10 protein-coding genes and 1 pseudogene are annotated in these 14,239 nt (G+C 67.9%); 5 read left to right on the plus strand and 6 right to left on the minus strand.

Features of this window, described 5'->3' with window-relative positions; genetic code table 11:
* Window positions 1-132: 132 nt before the first annotated feature.
* The 3 genes from AQI70_RS17920 to AQI70_RS17930 all read right to left on the minus strand — a co-directional run bounded on the left by AQI70_RS17920 (window position 133) and on the right by AQI70_RS17930 (window position 4,049).
* Complete coding sequence (locus tag AQI70_RS17920; protein WP_062150785.1) at window positions 133-1,182, minus strand: BMP family lipoprotein; 1,050 nt, start codon at window positions 1,180-1,182, stop codon at window positions 133-135.
* Window positions 1,183-1,453: 271 nt separating this feature from the next.
* Window positions 1,454-2,509 carry a BMP family lipoprotein gene (locus tag AQI70_RS17925; protein ID WP_159042680.1) on the minus strand — a complete coding sequence of 352 codons (1,056 nt, stop codon included), beginning with the start codon at window positions 2,507-2,509 and terminating at the stop codon, window positions 1,454-1,456.
* A 319-nt stretch (window positions 2,510-2,828) separates the two neighbouring features.
* A complete protein-coding gene (locus AQI70_RS17930; RefSeq protein ID WP_062150789.1) occupies window positions 2,829-4,049 on the minus strand; it encodes a M20 family metallopeptidase in 1,221 nt (406 codons plus the stop codon).
* A 603-nt stretch (window positions 4,050-4,652) separates the two neighbouring features.
* On the opposite strand from AQI70_RS17930, the gene AQI70_RS17935 reads away from it, so the two are divergent.
* From AQI70_RS17935 to AQI70_RS17945, 3 genes are all read left to right on the plus strand, one after another.
* Window positions 4,653-9,302, plus strand: a complete 4,650-nt coding sequence (locus AQI70_RS17935; RefSeq protein ID WP_062150791.1) for an HYD1 signature containing ADP-ribosyltransferase family protein — start codon at window positions 4,653-4,655, stop codon at window positions 9,300-9,302.
* Between the two features lie 4 nt (window positions 9,303-9,306).
* Entirely contained in the window at window positions 9,307-9,597 is a 291-nt protein-coding gene (locus AQI70_RS17940) for a DUF6881 domain-containing protein (RefSeq protein ID WP_062150793.1), read from the plus strand.
* Between the two features lie 175 nt (window positions 9,598-9,772).
* A complete protein-coding gene (locus AQI70_RS17945; RefSeq protein ID WP_062150795.1) occupies window positions 9,773-10,435 on the plus strand; it encodes a class I SAM-dependent DNA methyltransferase in 663 nt (220 codons plus the stop codon).
* Window position 10,436: 1 nt separating this feature from the next.
* Here AQI70_RS17945 and AQI70_RS17950 read toward each other — a convergent pair.
* A pseudogene (locus AQI70_RS17950) lies at window positions 10,437-10,840 on the minus strand (ATP-binding protein).
* Between the two features lie 224 nt (window positions 10,841-11,064).
* On the opposite strand from AQI70_RS17950, the gene AQI70_RS17955 reads away from it, so the two are divergent.
* Window positions 11,065-11,916, plus strand: coding sequence for a helix-turn-helix domain-containing protein (locus AQI70_RS17955; RefSeq protein ID WP_062150797.1), 852 nt, complete (start codon window positions 11,065-11,067; stop codon window positions 11,914-11,916).
* 8 nt (window positions 11,917-11,924) lie between these two features.
* Window positions 11,925-12,116 (plus strand): DUF397 domain-containing protein, encoded by a 192-nt coding sequence (locus AQI70_RS17960; RefSeq protein WP_062150799.1) that lies wholly within the window; start codon window positions 11,925-11,927, stop codon window positions 12,114-12,116.
* On the opposite strand, the gene AQI70_RS17965 is transcribed toward AQI70_RS17960, so the two are convergent.
* Complete coding sequence (locus AQI70_RS17965; RefSeq protein ID WP_062150801.1) at window positions 12,103-13,173, minus strand: hypothetical protein; 1,071 nt, start codon at window positions 13,171-13,173, stop codon at window positions 12,103-12,105. The genes AQI70_RS17960 and AQI70_RS17965 overlap by 14 nt on opposite strands.
* 118 nt (window positions 13,174-13,291) lie before the next feature.
* Entirely contained in the window at window positions 13,292-14,230 is a 939-nt protein-coding gene (locus AQI70_RS17970) for an N-acetylneuraminate synthase family protein (RefSeq protein ID WP_062150805.1), read from the minus strand.
* Window positions 14,231-14,239: the final 9 nt, after the last annotated feature.

Consider the following 14,239-nt stretch of genomic DNA (forward strand, 5'->3'; position numbering starts at 1 on the left):
CCCTATGGCCTGAAAGGGGGCCGACGCACCGCGACAACGGGGTACGGGGAACGCCTCCCGAGGGAGAGCCTCCCCGTACCCCGTCGAGCGGACGTAACCCCTCGGTTACCGCTGCTCAGGGTGTTGCTTAAGTCAGCTGGTCTTGACCTTGATCTCGCCCTTGACGATCTTCTCCTTGGCCGTCTTGATGGCTTCCTGGACCTCGGTGTCGTCCGCGAACTTCGGGTTGGAGTTCGACAGGCTCACCTGGCCGGTCTTCAGATCGCCCCGAACGATACCGGTCTCGGGCTTGCCCTCCTCGACCGACTTCGCCAGGTTGTAGACCGCCTTGGCGACGTCCTTCATCGCCGAGGTCAGGATGGAGTCCTTGTACTTGGCGAGGGCTGCCTGGTTGTACTGGTCGGAGTCGACACCGATGGCCCACACCTTGTTGGCGGCGGCGGCCTCGATGACACCCTGGCCGGACAGACCGGCGGCCGCGTAGACGACGTCGGCCTTCTTCTCGATCTGACCCTCGGCGGCCGACTTGCCCTTGTCCGGGCTGGAGAAGCCACCCTCCTCCGCGGTCTGCGTGAGGTACTGGGAGAGGACCTTGACCTTCGGGTTGGTGTCCTTGACGCCCTGCTCGAAGCCGGCCTGGAACTTGTGGATCAGCGGGATGTCCACGCCGCCCACGAAGCCGACAGTGTTCGTCTTGGTCGTCTTGGCTGCGGCGACACCAGCCAGGTACGAGGCCTCCTCCTCGGAGAAGACCAGGTCGGCCACGTTCTTCGCCTCGACCGTGGAGTCGTCCACGATGCCGAAGGTCGTCTTCGGGAACTTCTCCGCGGCACCCTTCACCGCGGCGGCGTACGCGTAGCCGACACCGATGACCGGGTTGTAGCCCTGCTTGGCCAGCGACACCAGTCGCTGCTCCTTGTCGGCGTCCGTCTCACCCTCGGTGGGCTCGACGTCGTCGGTCTGGTAGCCGAACTCCTTCTTCGCCTTCTCCAGACCCGCGAACGCGGCGTCGTTGAAGGACTGGTCGCCCTTGCCGCCGACGTCGTACGCGATGGCGAGGCCCTTGTCACCCTTCGAGTCCGACGACGAGGCGGAGGTCGAGGTGCCGCCACAGGCGGAGAGCGCGAGGGCCAGAGAGGCGGTCGCTGCGCCTGCGACCGTGATCCGGGAAATCCGGCGCATGTGTAGGTGCTCCTGTCGTACAAGCGCCGGACGGTACCGCTCTTCATGCAGCATCGGCGCTGGCTTTCGCCGCAGAGTAACGCGCGTAGACCTGCCGGGAAACCCCTTCTGTCCACCTTGTTATCCGGCCGTGGCCAAGACCACGCTGGGCCTTGACCAAGGGCTTGCCGAGAGCAAAGGGAGGGTGGCGGTGGGTGATGCGCGCGCCGGGAACGACGAAGCGGGCGAGCACCCTCGGGTGCTCGCCCGCTTCACAGGCGTACGCCCGTGACTACTCCGTCTTGACCTTGATGGAGCCGTCGACGATGCCCGCCTTGGCCTTGTCCACGGCGGCCTTGAGGCCCGCGATCTTCGCGAACTCGGGGTTGGACTCGGACAGGCCCACGCCGTTGACCTTCAGGTCGAAGGTCTGGGTGCCGGTCAGCGGCTTGCCGTCGTGGACGGACTTGGCCAGCGCGTAGACCGCGCCGCCGACGTCCTTGAGGGCGGAGGTCAGGATGTAGTTCTTGTACGACGCCAGCGCGCCCTGCTTGTACTGGTCGGAGTCGACGCCGATCGCCCAGACCTTGGCCTTCGCGGCGGCCTCGATGACGCCCTGGCCGGACAGACCGGCCGCCTGGTAGACGACGTCGGCCTTCTTCTCGATCTGGCCCTCGGCGGCGGCCTTGCCCTTGTCGGGGCTGGAGAAGCCGCCCTCCTCGGCGGTCTGGGTCAGGTACTGCGAGACGACCTTGACCTTGCCACCGCTGGTGTCCTGGACGCCCTGCTTGTAGCCGGCCTCGAACTTGTGGATCAGCGGGATGTCCACACCGCCCACGAAGCCGACGGTGTTCGTCTTGGTGGCCTTGGCGGCGGCGACGCCGGCGAGGTAGGAGGCCTGCTCCTCGGCGAAGACGAGGGAGGCGACGTTCTTGCCCTCGACCACGGAGTCGACGATGCCGAAGGTGGTGTCCGGGTACTTCTTGGCCACGGCCTCCATGGCGGGGCCATAGGCGAAGCCGACGCCGATCACCGGGTTGTAGCCCTGCCGGGCCAGCGAGGCCAGACGCTGCTCCTTGTCGGCGTCCGTCTCACCCTCGGTGGGCTCGACGTCGTCGGTCTGGTAGCCGAACTCCTTCTTCGCCTTCTCCAGACCCGCGAACGCGGCGTCATTGAAGGACTGGTCGCCCTTGCCGCCGATGTCGTAGGCGATGGCGAGGCCCTTGTCACCCTTGTCGCCGCCGCCGCTGCCACCGTTGTCACTGCTGGTACCACCGCACGCCGTGGCGGCGAGCGCGAGCGACGCGACCCCCACCGCGACACGGGTCAGTTTGGATATCCGACGCATCGTGAAGTTCCCCATTCTCCAAGCCCCGCAGTGGGTGCTGAGTTCGGCGCACATTAACGCGCGTAGACACTCCTGGGAACGGGGTTTCGCCCTGCCGTTATCCATTCGTGCCGATGGCCGGTTACGCCCTTGTGAACCACCGGATCGAAAGGCACACATGGGGCGACGGCACCCGTCGCGCGCCGCACACTCCATGGACCAGGGATGCGACCAGGGGTGCCTCCACCGTGATGACGCTCAGGACCGCCCGACATGGGCCCAGACTCCCTCCGCCGCGCCGTGGCCGCAAGCGGAGGGGAGGGCTCTGCGCCCAGTGGGGCTACCCGGCGGCGTCGAGGAGCGCCGCCGCCGTGAAGAGCTCCACGCCGACCTTGATGGCCGACTCGTCGACGTCGAAGTCGCCCTGGTGCAGATCGCGGCCGATGCGCTCGCCGGGGGCACGGACTCCGAGGCGGGCCATGGCGCCGGGGACGTGCTCCAGGTACCAGGAGAAGTCCTCGCCGCCGAGGCTCTGCTCGGTGCCCTCGACGGAGTCGGCGCCGCGGCGGGCGGTCATGGCGTCGCGCAGCAGGTCGGTCACAGCCGGGTCGTTGACGACGGGCGGGACGCCGCGGATGTAGTTGATCTCCGACTTGGCGCGGTGGAGGTTGGCGATCTCGTCGATGGCGGCGACGACGAGGTCGGGCGCCTGCCGCCAGGTGTCGAGGTCGAGGCAGCGGACGGTCCCCTCCAGCTCGGCGTGCTGCGGGATGACGTTGGGCGCGTGACCCGACTCGATCCGGCCCCAGGTCACGGCGAGGCCGCTGCGGGCGTCGGTGCGCCGGGCGACCAGCGCGGGCACGTCGGCGACGACGCGGGCGGCGGCGGTGACCAGGTCGGTCGTGAGGTGAGGGCGGGCCGTGTGTCCGCCCGGCCCCTCCAGGGCGATCTCCAGCCGGTCGCAGGCGGACGTGATCGCACCCTGCCGCAGCCCGATCCTGCCCGCGTCCACCTTGGGGTCGCAGTGCACGGCGAGGATCCGGCCCACCCCTTCGAGCACCCCGCACTCGATGGCGTCGGCCGCGCCGCCGGGGAGCACCTCCTCGGCGGGCTGGAAGAGCAGGCGGACGGGACGCGGCAGCTGCCCGCGCTCGTGGAGCTCGGCCAGCACCAGCCCCGCGCCGAGCACCACGGTCGTGTGCACGTCGTGCCCGCAGGCGTGCGCCCGGTCGGGCACGGTGGAGCGGTACGGGCACTCAGTCTTCGTGTCCGGGATGGGCAGAGCGTCGATGTCGGCGCGCAGGGCGAGCATGGGCCGCTCGCCGTCCGGCTCCCCGATGTCACAGATGAGCCCGGTTCCGGTGGCGAGCACGCGCGGCTGGAGGCCGGCCTTCTCCAGACGGGCCTTGATCGCGGCGGTCGTCCGGAACTCCTGGTTGCCGAGCTCCGGGTGCATGTGCAAGTCGCGCCGGAACTCGACGAGTTCGGCACGCAGCGCCTCCGGCAGGGTGCCGGACAGGATGGCTTCCCCGGGGTGATCGGCTTCTGGCTCTGGGGACATCAGTTGGTTCACCCTCTGAAGGGTAGGACGCCGAGGTGGCCAACTGACCCTCGATCAACAAAACTTCAACCCGTTGGGGGGAGGAAACCTGGCCGCTCGACGCATGGGTGGGGGTTGAGATGGGTAGGTCACTCTTTTCTCTACGCATACCACGCCACGATCAGAACCGTCGGTTCTGTTCACCTGTCGGGATCGCACACCCACAGTGAAAGTCCGGGGCGCCCGTCCACCGGCCCCATCGGGCACGGTCACGCGGGAGCGAGGGCCATTGGATGACAGATCCCAGAACGCGGTGATCCGCGACCCCTGCCTCGATCCGGCTGCCCGGACTCGGGCACCGATGGGCACCACGCACATCCAAGATCACGACGCGCATCCACCTCCTTCCAGCCAACACCGTGCGGCCACTGGCAAGCCCCCTTCCGTGATCCCTGCTGTCAACGGGGCGGGGCCGGCCGAGCTGGGAACAAGTTCACGCCATACCCGGCGGCCACTGCGAGAGGGCTTCGGCCACCGCCAGTGCGATCAGTTACGGTCGGATTCGCACTGGTGATGATCACAGGGTGACATCGCGGTCACCGTTTACGGGGAGGTCGACGGGGGTTGGGTTACGTTCTGCCGGGCTGGCTGGACGAGATCCTGGACTTCATCGGGATCAACTGGCCGAATGTCGATGAGGACGACTACCGCGAGATGGCGGACGCGATGCGCGAGCTCGCGGACGCTTTCGACGAGCACGCGGGTGAGGCCGTCGGTGCGGTGAACCGTCTGTTGTCCTCCAGTGAGGGCTGGGCGGTGGAGGCCCTGCAGGAGCACTGGGGCAAGGTGAAGACCTCGCACCTGGAGCAACTTCCGGAAGTGGCGCGCCTGTTCGCGGATGCGATGGATGTCGTCGCGGACGTGATCTACGGCATGAAGATCAAGGCCGAGGTCGAGCTGGGGGTGATGGCCGCCTCGGTCGGCGTCTCCATCGGCCTGGCCTTTGTCACCGGCGGCTTGTCGGCGCTGATCGGTGCGGCGGAGATCGCGGCGATGCGGGAGGTGGTGCGCCGGATCATCAAGGAGGCCGCCGACCAGATCGTCGACCAGGTGATGGCGATGGTGACCGAGCCGGTCGCCGCCAAGCTGGAGAAGATGGTCACGGACGCGGTGCTGGACCTGGCGGCCGGCGCCATCTCCCCGGCCGAGGGCTCCGGCGGCGGCGGGGGCAAGGGCGCCGCCGCGATGCAGCTGAACTCGGCCGGCGGTTCGGCAGGCGGCGGTTCTGCCGGCCCGGCCGGTGGGGGCGGGGGCGCGGGCCGGATGCGTATCGACCACGGTGAGTACGACAAGGCCGCAGGCCATCTGGGCCGTCTGAGCGAGACCTCGTTGACCCGCCTGTCGGGGTCTTTGGACCGCGCGGCAGGCGCCAACAGCCGCACCCGCGGCAAGGACCCGTTCACCCAGGGCATCGACAGCGTGGTGGACGGCGCCACCAAGGGCATGAAGAAGGCCGTCGAACGGATCATCAAGCACACCGGCGAGACCATCCCGAAGAACCTGCGCGACACCTCGGAGAACCACAAGCGCAACGAGAAGGCCAACGAGGACGCCCTGAAGAAGATCATGGGCGACCAGGACGGCAAGGGAGGTCCGGGGTCTCCGGCGAAGGGCCCGGGCAGCAACGGCGGCCCGGCCGGCACCAAGCCGGATCTGCTGAACAAAGCACTCAACGACCCCCGCCACCACAGCGTGGAACCGAAGAACCGTACCTGTAAAGGAGACCCGGTCGATGTCGCCAGCGGCCAGATGCTGCTGCAGCAGACCGACCTGACGCTGCCGGGCGTCCTGCCTCTCGTGCTGAGGCGCACGCACCTGTCGGACTACACCTTCGGCACCTGGTTCGGCCGGTCCTGGGCCTCGACCCTGGACGAGCGCATCGAGGTCGACATCCGCAACAAGGCCGTCTGGGCGCGCGAGGACGGCACCCTGCTGGTCTACGATCGTCTGCCCACCCCACAGCAGCCGGAAGTACTGCCGGTGGAGGGCCCTCGCATACCCCTGCGCCGCACCAGCGAGCTCGGCGCCCAGCACATGGAGTTCGCCACCACAGACCCGCGCACCGGCTGGACCAAGTACTTCACCCGCCCGCGTGGTGAGGGCTGGCAGCTGTGGCTGACCACGATCGAGGACCGCAACGGCAACCAGATCGACATCCACCGCGACGGCACCGGCCTACCCCTGTCGATCACCCACAGCGGCGGCTACGACGTCCGCCTCACCACCGACCGCGACCTGGGCCGCATCACCCACCTGTCCCTGCACACCGGCCCCCACGCCGACGACACCGTGCAGGTCATGGCCTACGGCTACGACCCCACCTCCGGCGACCTCACCGAGGTCACCAACTCCTCCGGGCAGCCACTGCGGTTCGACTACGACGCGGAAGGGCGGATCACCGCGTGGACCGACCGCAACGACTCCACCTACCGCTACGTCCACGATGCCGCCGGACGCGTCGTGGAGACCATCGGCCCGGACGGCTACCTGTCCGGCACCTTCGTCTACGACACCACACACCGCACCACCCGCTGGACCGACGCGCTCGGCCACACCACGCTCTACCAGCTCGACCACCGCGGCCAGATCATCGCCGAGACGAACCCGCTCGGCCACACCACCCGGCAGACCTTCGACACCCGTGACCAACTGCTGACCCGCACCGATCCGCTCGGCCGCACCACCATCTACACCTGGGACGACGCCAGCAACCTCCTTGCCCGACAGCAGGCCGACGGCTCACGGACGTCCTTCACCTACAACGAGCTCGGCCTGCTCGTCTCGATCCAACGACCGGACGGCACTGTCACGTTCCAGGAGTTCGACGAGTCCGGCAACCGCACATCGGTCACCAACCACACCGGCGCAACCACCCGATTCATCTACGACGACCGGGGCCGCCTCACCACGGTCGTAGACGCCCTTGGCGCAACGACTCGTGTGAGGTGTGACGCGGTCGGCCTGCTGATTGAAGCCATCGACCCACTGGGCGCCGTCACCCGGTGCGAGCGGGACGCCTTCGGGCGCCAGACGACGATCACGGATCCACTCGGCGCGACCACCCGCCTCGAATGGACCGTTGAGGGCAAGCTGGCCCGGCGTACCCGCCCGGACGGCACGGTCGAGGCATGGACATACGACGGTGAAGGCAACTGCCTGACCCATACGGATGCCATGGGTGCCATCTCCCGCTACGAGTACACCCACTTCGACCTGCTAGCCGCACGCACCGGCCCGGACGGCGTCCGCTACACGTTCACCCACGACACCGAACTACGCCTCGCCCAGGTCACCAACCCCCAGGGGTTGACCTGGAGTTACGAATACGACCCGGCGGGACGCCTTATCGCGGAGACGGACTTCGACAACCGCCAGGTGACGTACACACACGACGCGGCAGGCCAACTGACTGCAATCACCACAGCCTCCGGCCAGGCCATCCGCTTCGACAGAGACCTTCTGGGCCGTGTGGTGAGGAAAGAAGCGGCTGGAGCGGTCACCACCTACACGTACGACGCGACGGGCGGCCTGGCCCAGGCCACCAACTCAGACGCGACCTTGACCCTGCGGCGAGACGATATGGGCCGCCTGACATCTGAGACCGTCAACGGCCGCACGCTCTCCCACACGTACGACGCGCTGGGCCGCCGCACCAGCCGCACCACGCCGACAGGCGCAACGAGTAAGCGGACCTACGACGCCGCAGGCAACCGCATCACACTGACCACCGCCGGCCGCACCCTCACCTTCGCCCACGACGCAGCAGGCCGCGAGCTGGCCTGCCACATCGGCGAAACCCTGACCCTCACCAACCTCTACGACGCCGTAGGCCGCCTGACCGGACAAGAACTCACCGGTCCGGCCGACCAACCCCTTCGGCATCGCACCTACACCTACCGCGGCGACGGCAACCTCACCGGCATCGACGGACACCCAGGCAGCAATCGCCGCTTCGACCTGGACGCAGCAGGTCGGGTCACCGCAGTCCGCGCACCCGACTGGACGGAGTCCTACACCTACGACACCGCAGGCAACCAGATCCACGCCTCCTGGCCGGACTTCATGCCCGGCCAGGAGGCAACCGGCGACCGCGCCTACACCGGCACCCGCATCACCCGCGCGGGCAGTGTCCGATACGAACACGACGCAGCGGGCCGCATCACCCTGCGCCAAAAGACCCGCCTGTCCCGAAACCCAGAGACCTGGCGCTACACCTGGGACGCCGAAGACCGCCTCACATCGGTGATCACCCCCGACGGCACGACATGGCGCTACCGCTACGACCCCCTCGGACGCCGCATCGCCAAACAACGCCTCGCCGCCGACGGCGAAACCGTCGCGGAACAGACCGACTTCACCTGGGACGGCACCACCCTCGCCGAACAGACAACTCACACCCCGGGCACCGCACAACCAGACATCACCCTCACCTGGGACCACCAAGGCCTACGCCCCATTGCCCAGACCGAACGCAAGACGCTCGCCGACGCACCCCAGGAAGACATCGACCAGCGTTTCTTCGCGATCATCACCGACCTCGTCGGCACACCCACCGAACTCGTCGACGAACACGGCAACATCGCCTGGCGCACCCGCAGCACCCTCTGGGGCAACACAGCCTGGAACCGCACCGCCACCGCCTACACCCCGCTGCGCTTCCCCGGCCAGTACCACGACCCAGAAACGGGCCTGCACTACAACTACTTCCGCCACTACGACCCCGAATCCGCCCGCTACGTCACCCCTGATCCGCTGGGCCTCACTCCAGCGCCGAATCCAGCGACATACGTCGAAAATCCCCATACTGAGAGTGATCCTCTGGGCTTGGCGCCAGAGGAATGCCCGTACCGTGTGGAACGAGTAGCTGACGAAGATCTGGGCACTCTGTACCACTACACTAACGAAAAGGGCTACGACGGAATCCTTGAAAGCGGCGAGATGCGCGCATCACTTAGGGCTGACAACTCTAAGGACGCCCGATTTGGAGATGGGCAGTATTTCACCGATATCCAACCCGGCACGAAGACTCCGGGGCAGCTTTCGTATGCCTTTGTGCGCGTCCCGTGGGCCGGCCACAAGTTCAGTCACTATATTGAGATAGACGTGCGAGGGCTTGAAGTCATGCGCTCGGTTGAGCGACCTGATGTGTATGTCATCCCGAACCAGGGAGCGCTTGACCTGACAGGGCGCATTGTCAGTCACGGAAAGAGCTGATCTCATGGAATATTGGAAGGTTGAGTGGCTGCACGACTTTCCGTCGGAACCGGTCATCTTTTATAGCGAGATCGGCGAGGACGGCTATGAGGTCCGAAAGGTGCAGAGGTATAGGAATGGGCGCACACTAAAGGCCGACGAGCTCCACGAATCGGGAGACATCGGCCTGAGCGAGATCCCGGTCGGCTCTATTGAGGATGTGGCCAGCCAGCCGGAATTCTCGGCGTTTGTGATCACGAGGGATGAATTCGAGAAAGAATGGCAAAGCGCACCCTGGCCCGTCGAGCGCAAATGACCGACTGGACTTCCCCTTGCTCCGTTTCGCTCAGCTGAGTATCGGCGTGTGAGACTCCGCAGGAGGAACTTCCCGTCAACGCGATTCCAACTGGTCGTCGCTGTAGGCGGGGCGCCCACGGGAACACCCTGGTGAGCACCCGGACGCCCGCCCCGCCCACCATTAGGGTGCGTCCGTGACCGACATGCAGCCGGAATTTCTTCGATCCACCCGTACCTCTTACGACGCCATCGCCCCCGCCTACGCGGAGGCCTTCCCCGACTGGTCGGCCGACAGCGCCCCCCTGGACCGCTCCCTGGTCGCCGCCTTCGCCGAGCTGGCCCGCGAGCACGCCCCGGCCCCCGTCGCCGACCTCGGCAGCGGGCCCGGTTCCGTCACCGCCCATCTCCATGCCCTCGGTGTGCCGGTCTTCGGCGTCGACCTCTCGCCCCGGATGGTGGCCCTGGCCCGCCGCGCGTATCCCGACCTCCGGTTCCACGTCGGCTCGATGACGTCGCTGGACCTGCCGGACGAGACGCTGGGCGGGATCATCGCGCTGTACTCGATCATCCACGTCCCGACCGAGCACCTCGCCGCCACCTTCGCCGAGTTCCACCGCGTTCTGGCGCCTGGCGGCCACGTCCTGCTCGCGTTCCAGTCCGGGGACGGCGACGACCACATGCGGCTCATCGAGCGCTTCGGCCAGGAGATCTCGCTCGACTACCACTGGCGTACGCCGGAAACCGTCGCCGAGGCGCTGACCGGGGCCGGTCTCCTGCTGCACGCCCGCGTGCTGCGTGAACCGGCCGGCGAGGAGAGGCGGCCTCGCGCGTTCGTCCTGGCCCGCAAGCGGCCGTGATCTACGTGGCCAGTTCGCACCAGACGTACTTGCCCCGGCTCCCGTGTCTGGTCAGCGGCTGCCAGCCCCACAGGTCGGCACACGCCCGGACCAAGGCCAGTCCTCGCCCCTCCTCCCGCTCCGCGAGCTGCTCCAACTCCTCGGGCGGCTCCGGCGGTTCGGGATCCGCGTCCCACGCTCCGATCCGCAGCACCCCGGCCGACCAGCGCACCGTAGAGCGGCGGGTCCCTTGGTGTGACGTACGGCGTTGGCGATCAGCTCGGTCGCGAGGAGTTCGGCGGTGTCGGCGAGGCCGATGAGACCGTGCAGGGTGAGGATCAGGCGGAGGGTGCGACGGGAGACGGTGACGGCTCGGACGTCGTTCGGGATGTACAGGGTGTACTCCCAGGGTTCGGTTTCGGGCATGGGCGAACTCCGTTCGGGTGGTGGGGATTGCGGTCGTCCGGCGGTGTCATTGCCGCAGCCGTCATGGCAGGACGGAGCGGTGCGCTTCCGGTAGCCCGGAGGTTCGCAGCGTGTGCGTCGCGTCACTGACGGTAGACCTGAAACTTTCGGTTCAGCAAGCCGGTCGCGTAACCTGACGCCCGAACGAGTCGCGCCCGCAAGCGCGTTGAAGCAAGGAGCAGTCGATGGGCACCAGGCGCGAACCAACGGCACGCCAGAGGCGACTGGCGGTTGAACTGCGCAGGCTTCGGGACGCTGCTGGACTCAGTGCCCGGGAGGCAGCGACCCTCCTTGGCGTGAGCTCCGTCCAGGTCAGCCAGATCGAGTCAGGCCTTTCAGGAGTGAGCGAGCAGCGTCTGCGCCGCCTTGTCGCCAACTACTCCTGCTCGGACGACCAGTTGATCGATGCTCTGGTGGTCATGGCGACCGACCGGACCCGGGGCTGGTGGGAGGAGTACCGGTGGCAGCTGCCCACGCCGTTCCTCAATCTCGCCGAGCTGGAGCACCACGCCACCTTCCGTTGGGACGTGGACTTCCTGCACGTCCCAGGCCTTCTCCAGACAGCGGAGTACGCCCGTGCGCTGTTCTCGTGCCGCGTGCCCGCGCTTCGGGAGGAGGAACTCGAGTTGCGTGTACGGCATCGAATGCGACGCAAGGCAATCCTCGAAGGCCCCGCTCCCACACCGTACGAAGCGGTCGTCCACGAGGCGGCGTTGCGCATCAAGGTCGGCGGCCGAGCCGCCTCACGGGCTCAGCTCACCCGCATCCTGGAGCTCTCCGCCGCCGACCACGTCACGGTACGCGTCATCCCCTTCGAACTGGAGGACTTCTCCGACATCACAGCGGCCATGGCGTACGCCGGCGGCCCCGTCCCGAATCTGGACACGGTGGTACGCGACGGCCCTCATGGCTCGGTCTTCATCGACTCCAAGGCCCAGCTAGGGGTCTTCCGAACACTCTTCCGTAGAGTGGAGGCGGCATCGCTCGAACCCGAACGGTCGCGTGACTTCATCCACAGGCTGGCGAAAGAGCTGTGAGGCGCCCCATGGACACCCTCGGCAACTGGCGGAAGTCGTCCTACTCTGGCAGCGGCGACGGCAACGCCTGCGTGGAAATCTCAGACCGCCGCACCCACATAGCCATCCGCGACTCCAAAGACCCGGCCGTCGGCACCCTCACCTTCCCAGCCGAAGCCTTCAGCCCCTTCATAGAAGCCTTGAAGATCACACAGCCGTAACCGCCGACAGCCGGTGCACATCCCGAGCCGTCCCCGTCACCCCCGACAAGAACCCCTGCGCCCTCGGCGACGCGTTCTGCGTCAGCCACGCCGGGTCGATGTCGCACACCGCCACGCGGACCTCCGTGCCGGACAGCGCCAGCGGCAGCGTGTGCACCACCGTCGACGGGAAGCTCAGGATCGTACGGCCGATCGGCCCGCGGCGGGCGATCAGCTCCAGGGGGAGGTCGGGGCGTACGACCTCCAGGCCCGTCTCGACCGCCAGTCGGTGGAGTTTCTCCGCGCTCTCGCGGCGGTGGGCGAAGTAGCGGGTGGCTCCGTGCGTCTTGGCCAGTCCGCGCACCGCCTCCAGGTAGCGGTCGCCGTCCACCACACCCGTCTCGACCAGCGACGTGCCGACCATGTCCGCGCCCTTGGTGATGCGGGGCGGGCCGAAGCGGGCGCGGGTCCAGGCGAAGGTGTTGGCGGTGACCGTGACGCCCTCCAGCCGCTCCTCCATCGGCATGGAGGAGAAGATCTCGACCTTGCGGCGCTCGCTCGGAGTCAGGCGCTTGCGGGCCGCCGAGGACACCGGCGCGAAGACCAGGTCGCGGGGGCCGGGGCGGCCGCCCTTGCGGTGCCAGCGGACCAGGCGTTCGCCGCGAGCCAGTTGGGCGACGAACTCCATGGTGGCCGTGCCGTCGTCGACGACGACCAGGTCGCGGGCCTTGGTGATGGTCAACAACAGTTGTACGTAGCGGGAGAACGGGTCGCCCAGGACCACGCGCTCGGCCCGGCGGAGCAGGCCCGCCAGGCCGCCGATCGTCTGGAAGGGGGCCGCCGGGCCGCCGCGCGCCTCCTCCCAGCGGACCTGGTGGCCCTCCTCGCGTGCCAGCTCGGCCATCCGGCGCAGCTGGCCGCGGGTCATGGGGTCGATCGGGGACAGGACGACGAGGGTGAGCCCCGCGCCGACGGCGTGCTCGGGGGCATGCGCCCACTCCAGCACGTTCAGGAGCTGTACCGGGCTCTCAACGAAGGCGAGAGTGTGGGGGCCGGTGTTCCCGGCGCGGGGGCTCATCGACGTACGACCGTCCCGTCGTAAGGCGCTCATGATGCGCTCGTGTCCAAAAGGCGCTTCAACCGGCTCCGAGCCCGAGCGCCCGTGGCCGGGACACTCGGACTCGGCACGCTGTGACTCAGACCGCGACCGGCTCGCCCGCCGCCGCGGCGATCTCCGCCTCGGCGACCACACCGGTGACCCGGCGCAGCTTCTTCATCGGGCCGAGCTCGGAGTCGTAGACCTTCTTGACGCCGTCACCGAGGGAGGCCTCGATGGTGCGGATGTCACGGACGAGGCGGGTGAGGCCCTGCGGCTCGACGGAGGCGGCCTGGTCCGAGCCCCACATCGCGCGGTCCAGGGTGATGTGGCGCTCGACGAACACGGCGCCGAGGGCGACGGCGGCCAGCGTGGTCTGCAGGCCCGTCTCGTGGCCGGAGTAGCCGATCGGGACGTTCGGGTACTCCTTCTCCAGCGTGTTGATCACGCGGAGGTTCAGCTCCTCGGCCTTCGCCGGGTAGGTGGAGGTGGCGTGGCACATGAGGATGTTGTCGGAGCCGAGGACCTCGACTGCGTGGCGGATCTGGCGAGGGGTGGACATGCCCGTGGAGAGGATGACCGCGCGGCCGGTGGCGCGCAGGGCGCGCAGCAGCTCGTCGTCGGTCAGGGAGGCCGAGGCGACCTTGTGCGCCGGGACGTCGAACTTCTCCAGGAAGGCGACGGCCTCGGTGTCCCACGGGGAGGCGAACCAGTCGATCCCCTTCTCCTTGCAGTACTCGTCGATCTGGCGGTACTCGTCCTCGCCGAACTCCACGCGGTGGCGGTAGTCGATGTAGGTCATCCGACCCCAGGGCGTGTCGCGCTCGATGTCCCACTGGTCGCGCGGGGTGCAGATCTCCGGCGTGCGCTTCTGGAACTTCACGGCGTCGCAGCCGGCCTCGGCGGCCACGTCGATGAGCTTGAAGGCGTTCTCCAGCTCGCCGTTGTGGTTGATGCCGATCTCGCCGCAGATGTAGACGGGGCGACCGGGGCCGACCTCACGCGAACCGAAGGCGCGCAGACGGGAGTTGGTGCTCATGGCAGAAGA

It is taken from the genome of Streptomyces curacoi, from assembly GCF_001513975.1.
Classification (GTDB): domain Bacteria; phylum Actinomycetota; class Actinomycetes; order Streptomycetales; family Streptomycetaceae; genus Streptomyces; species Streptomyces curacoi.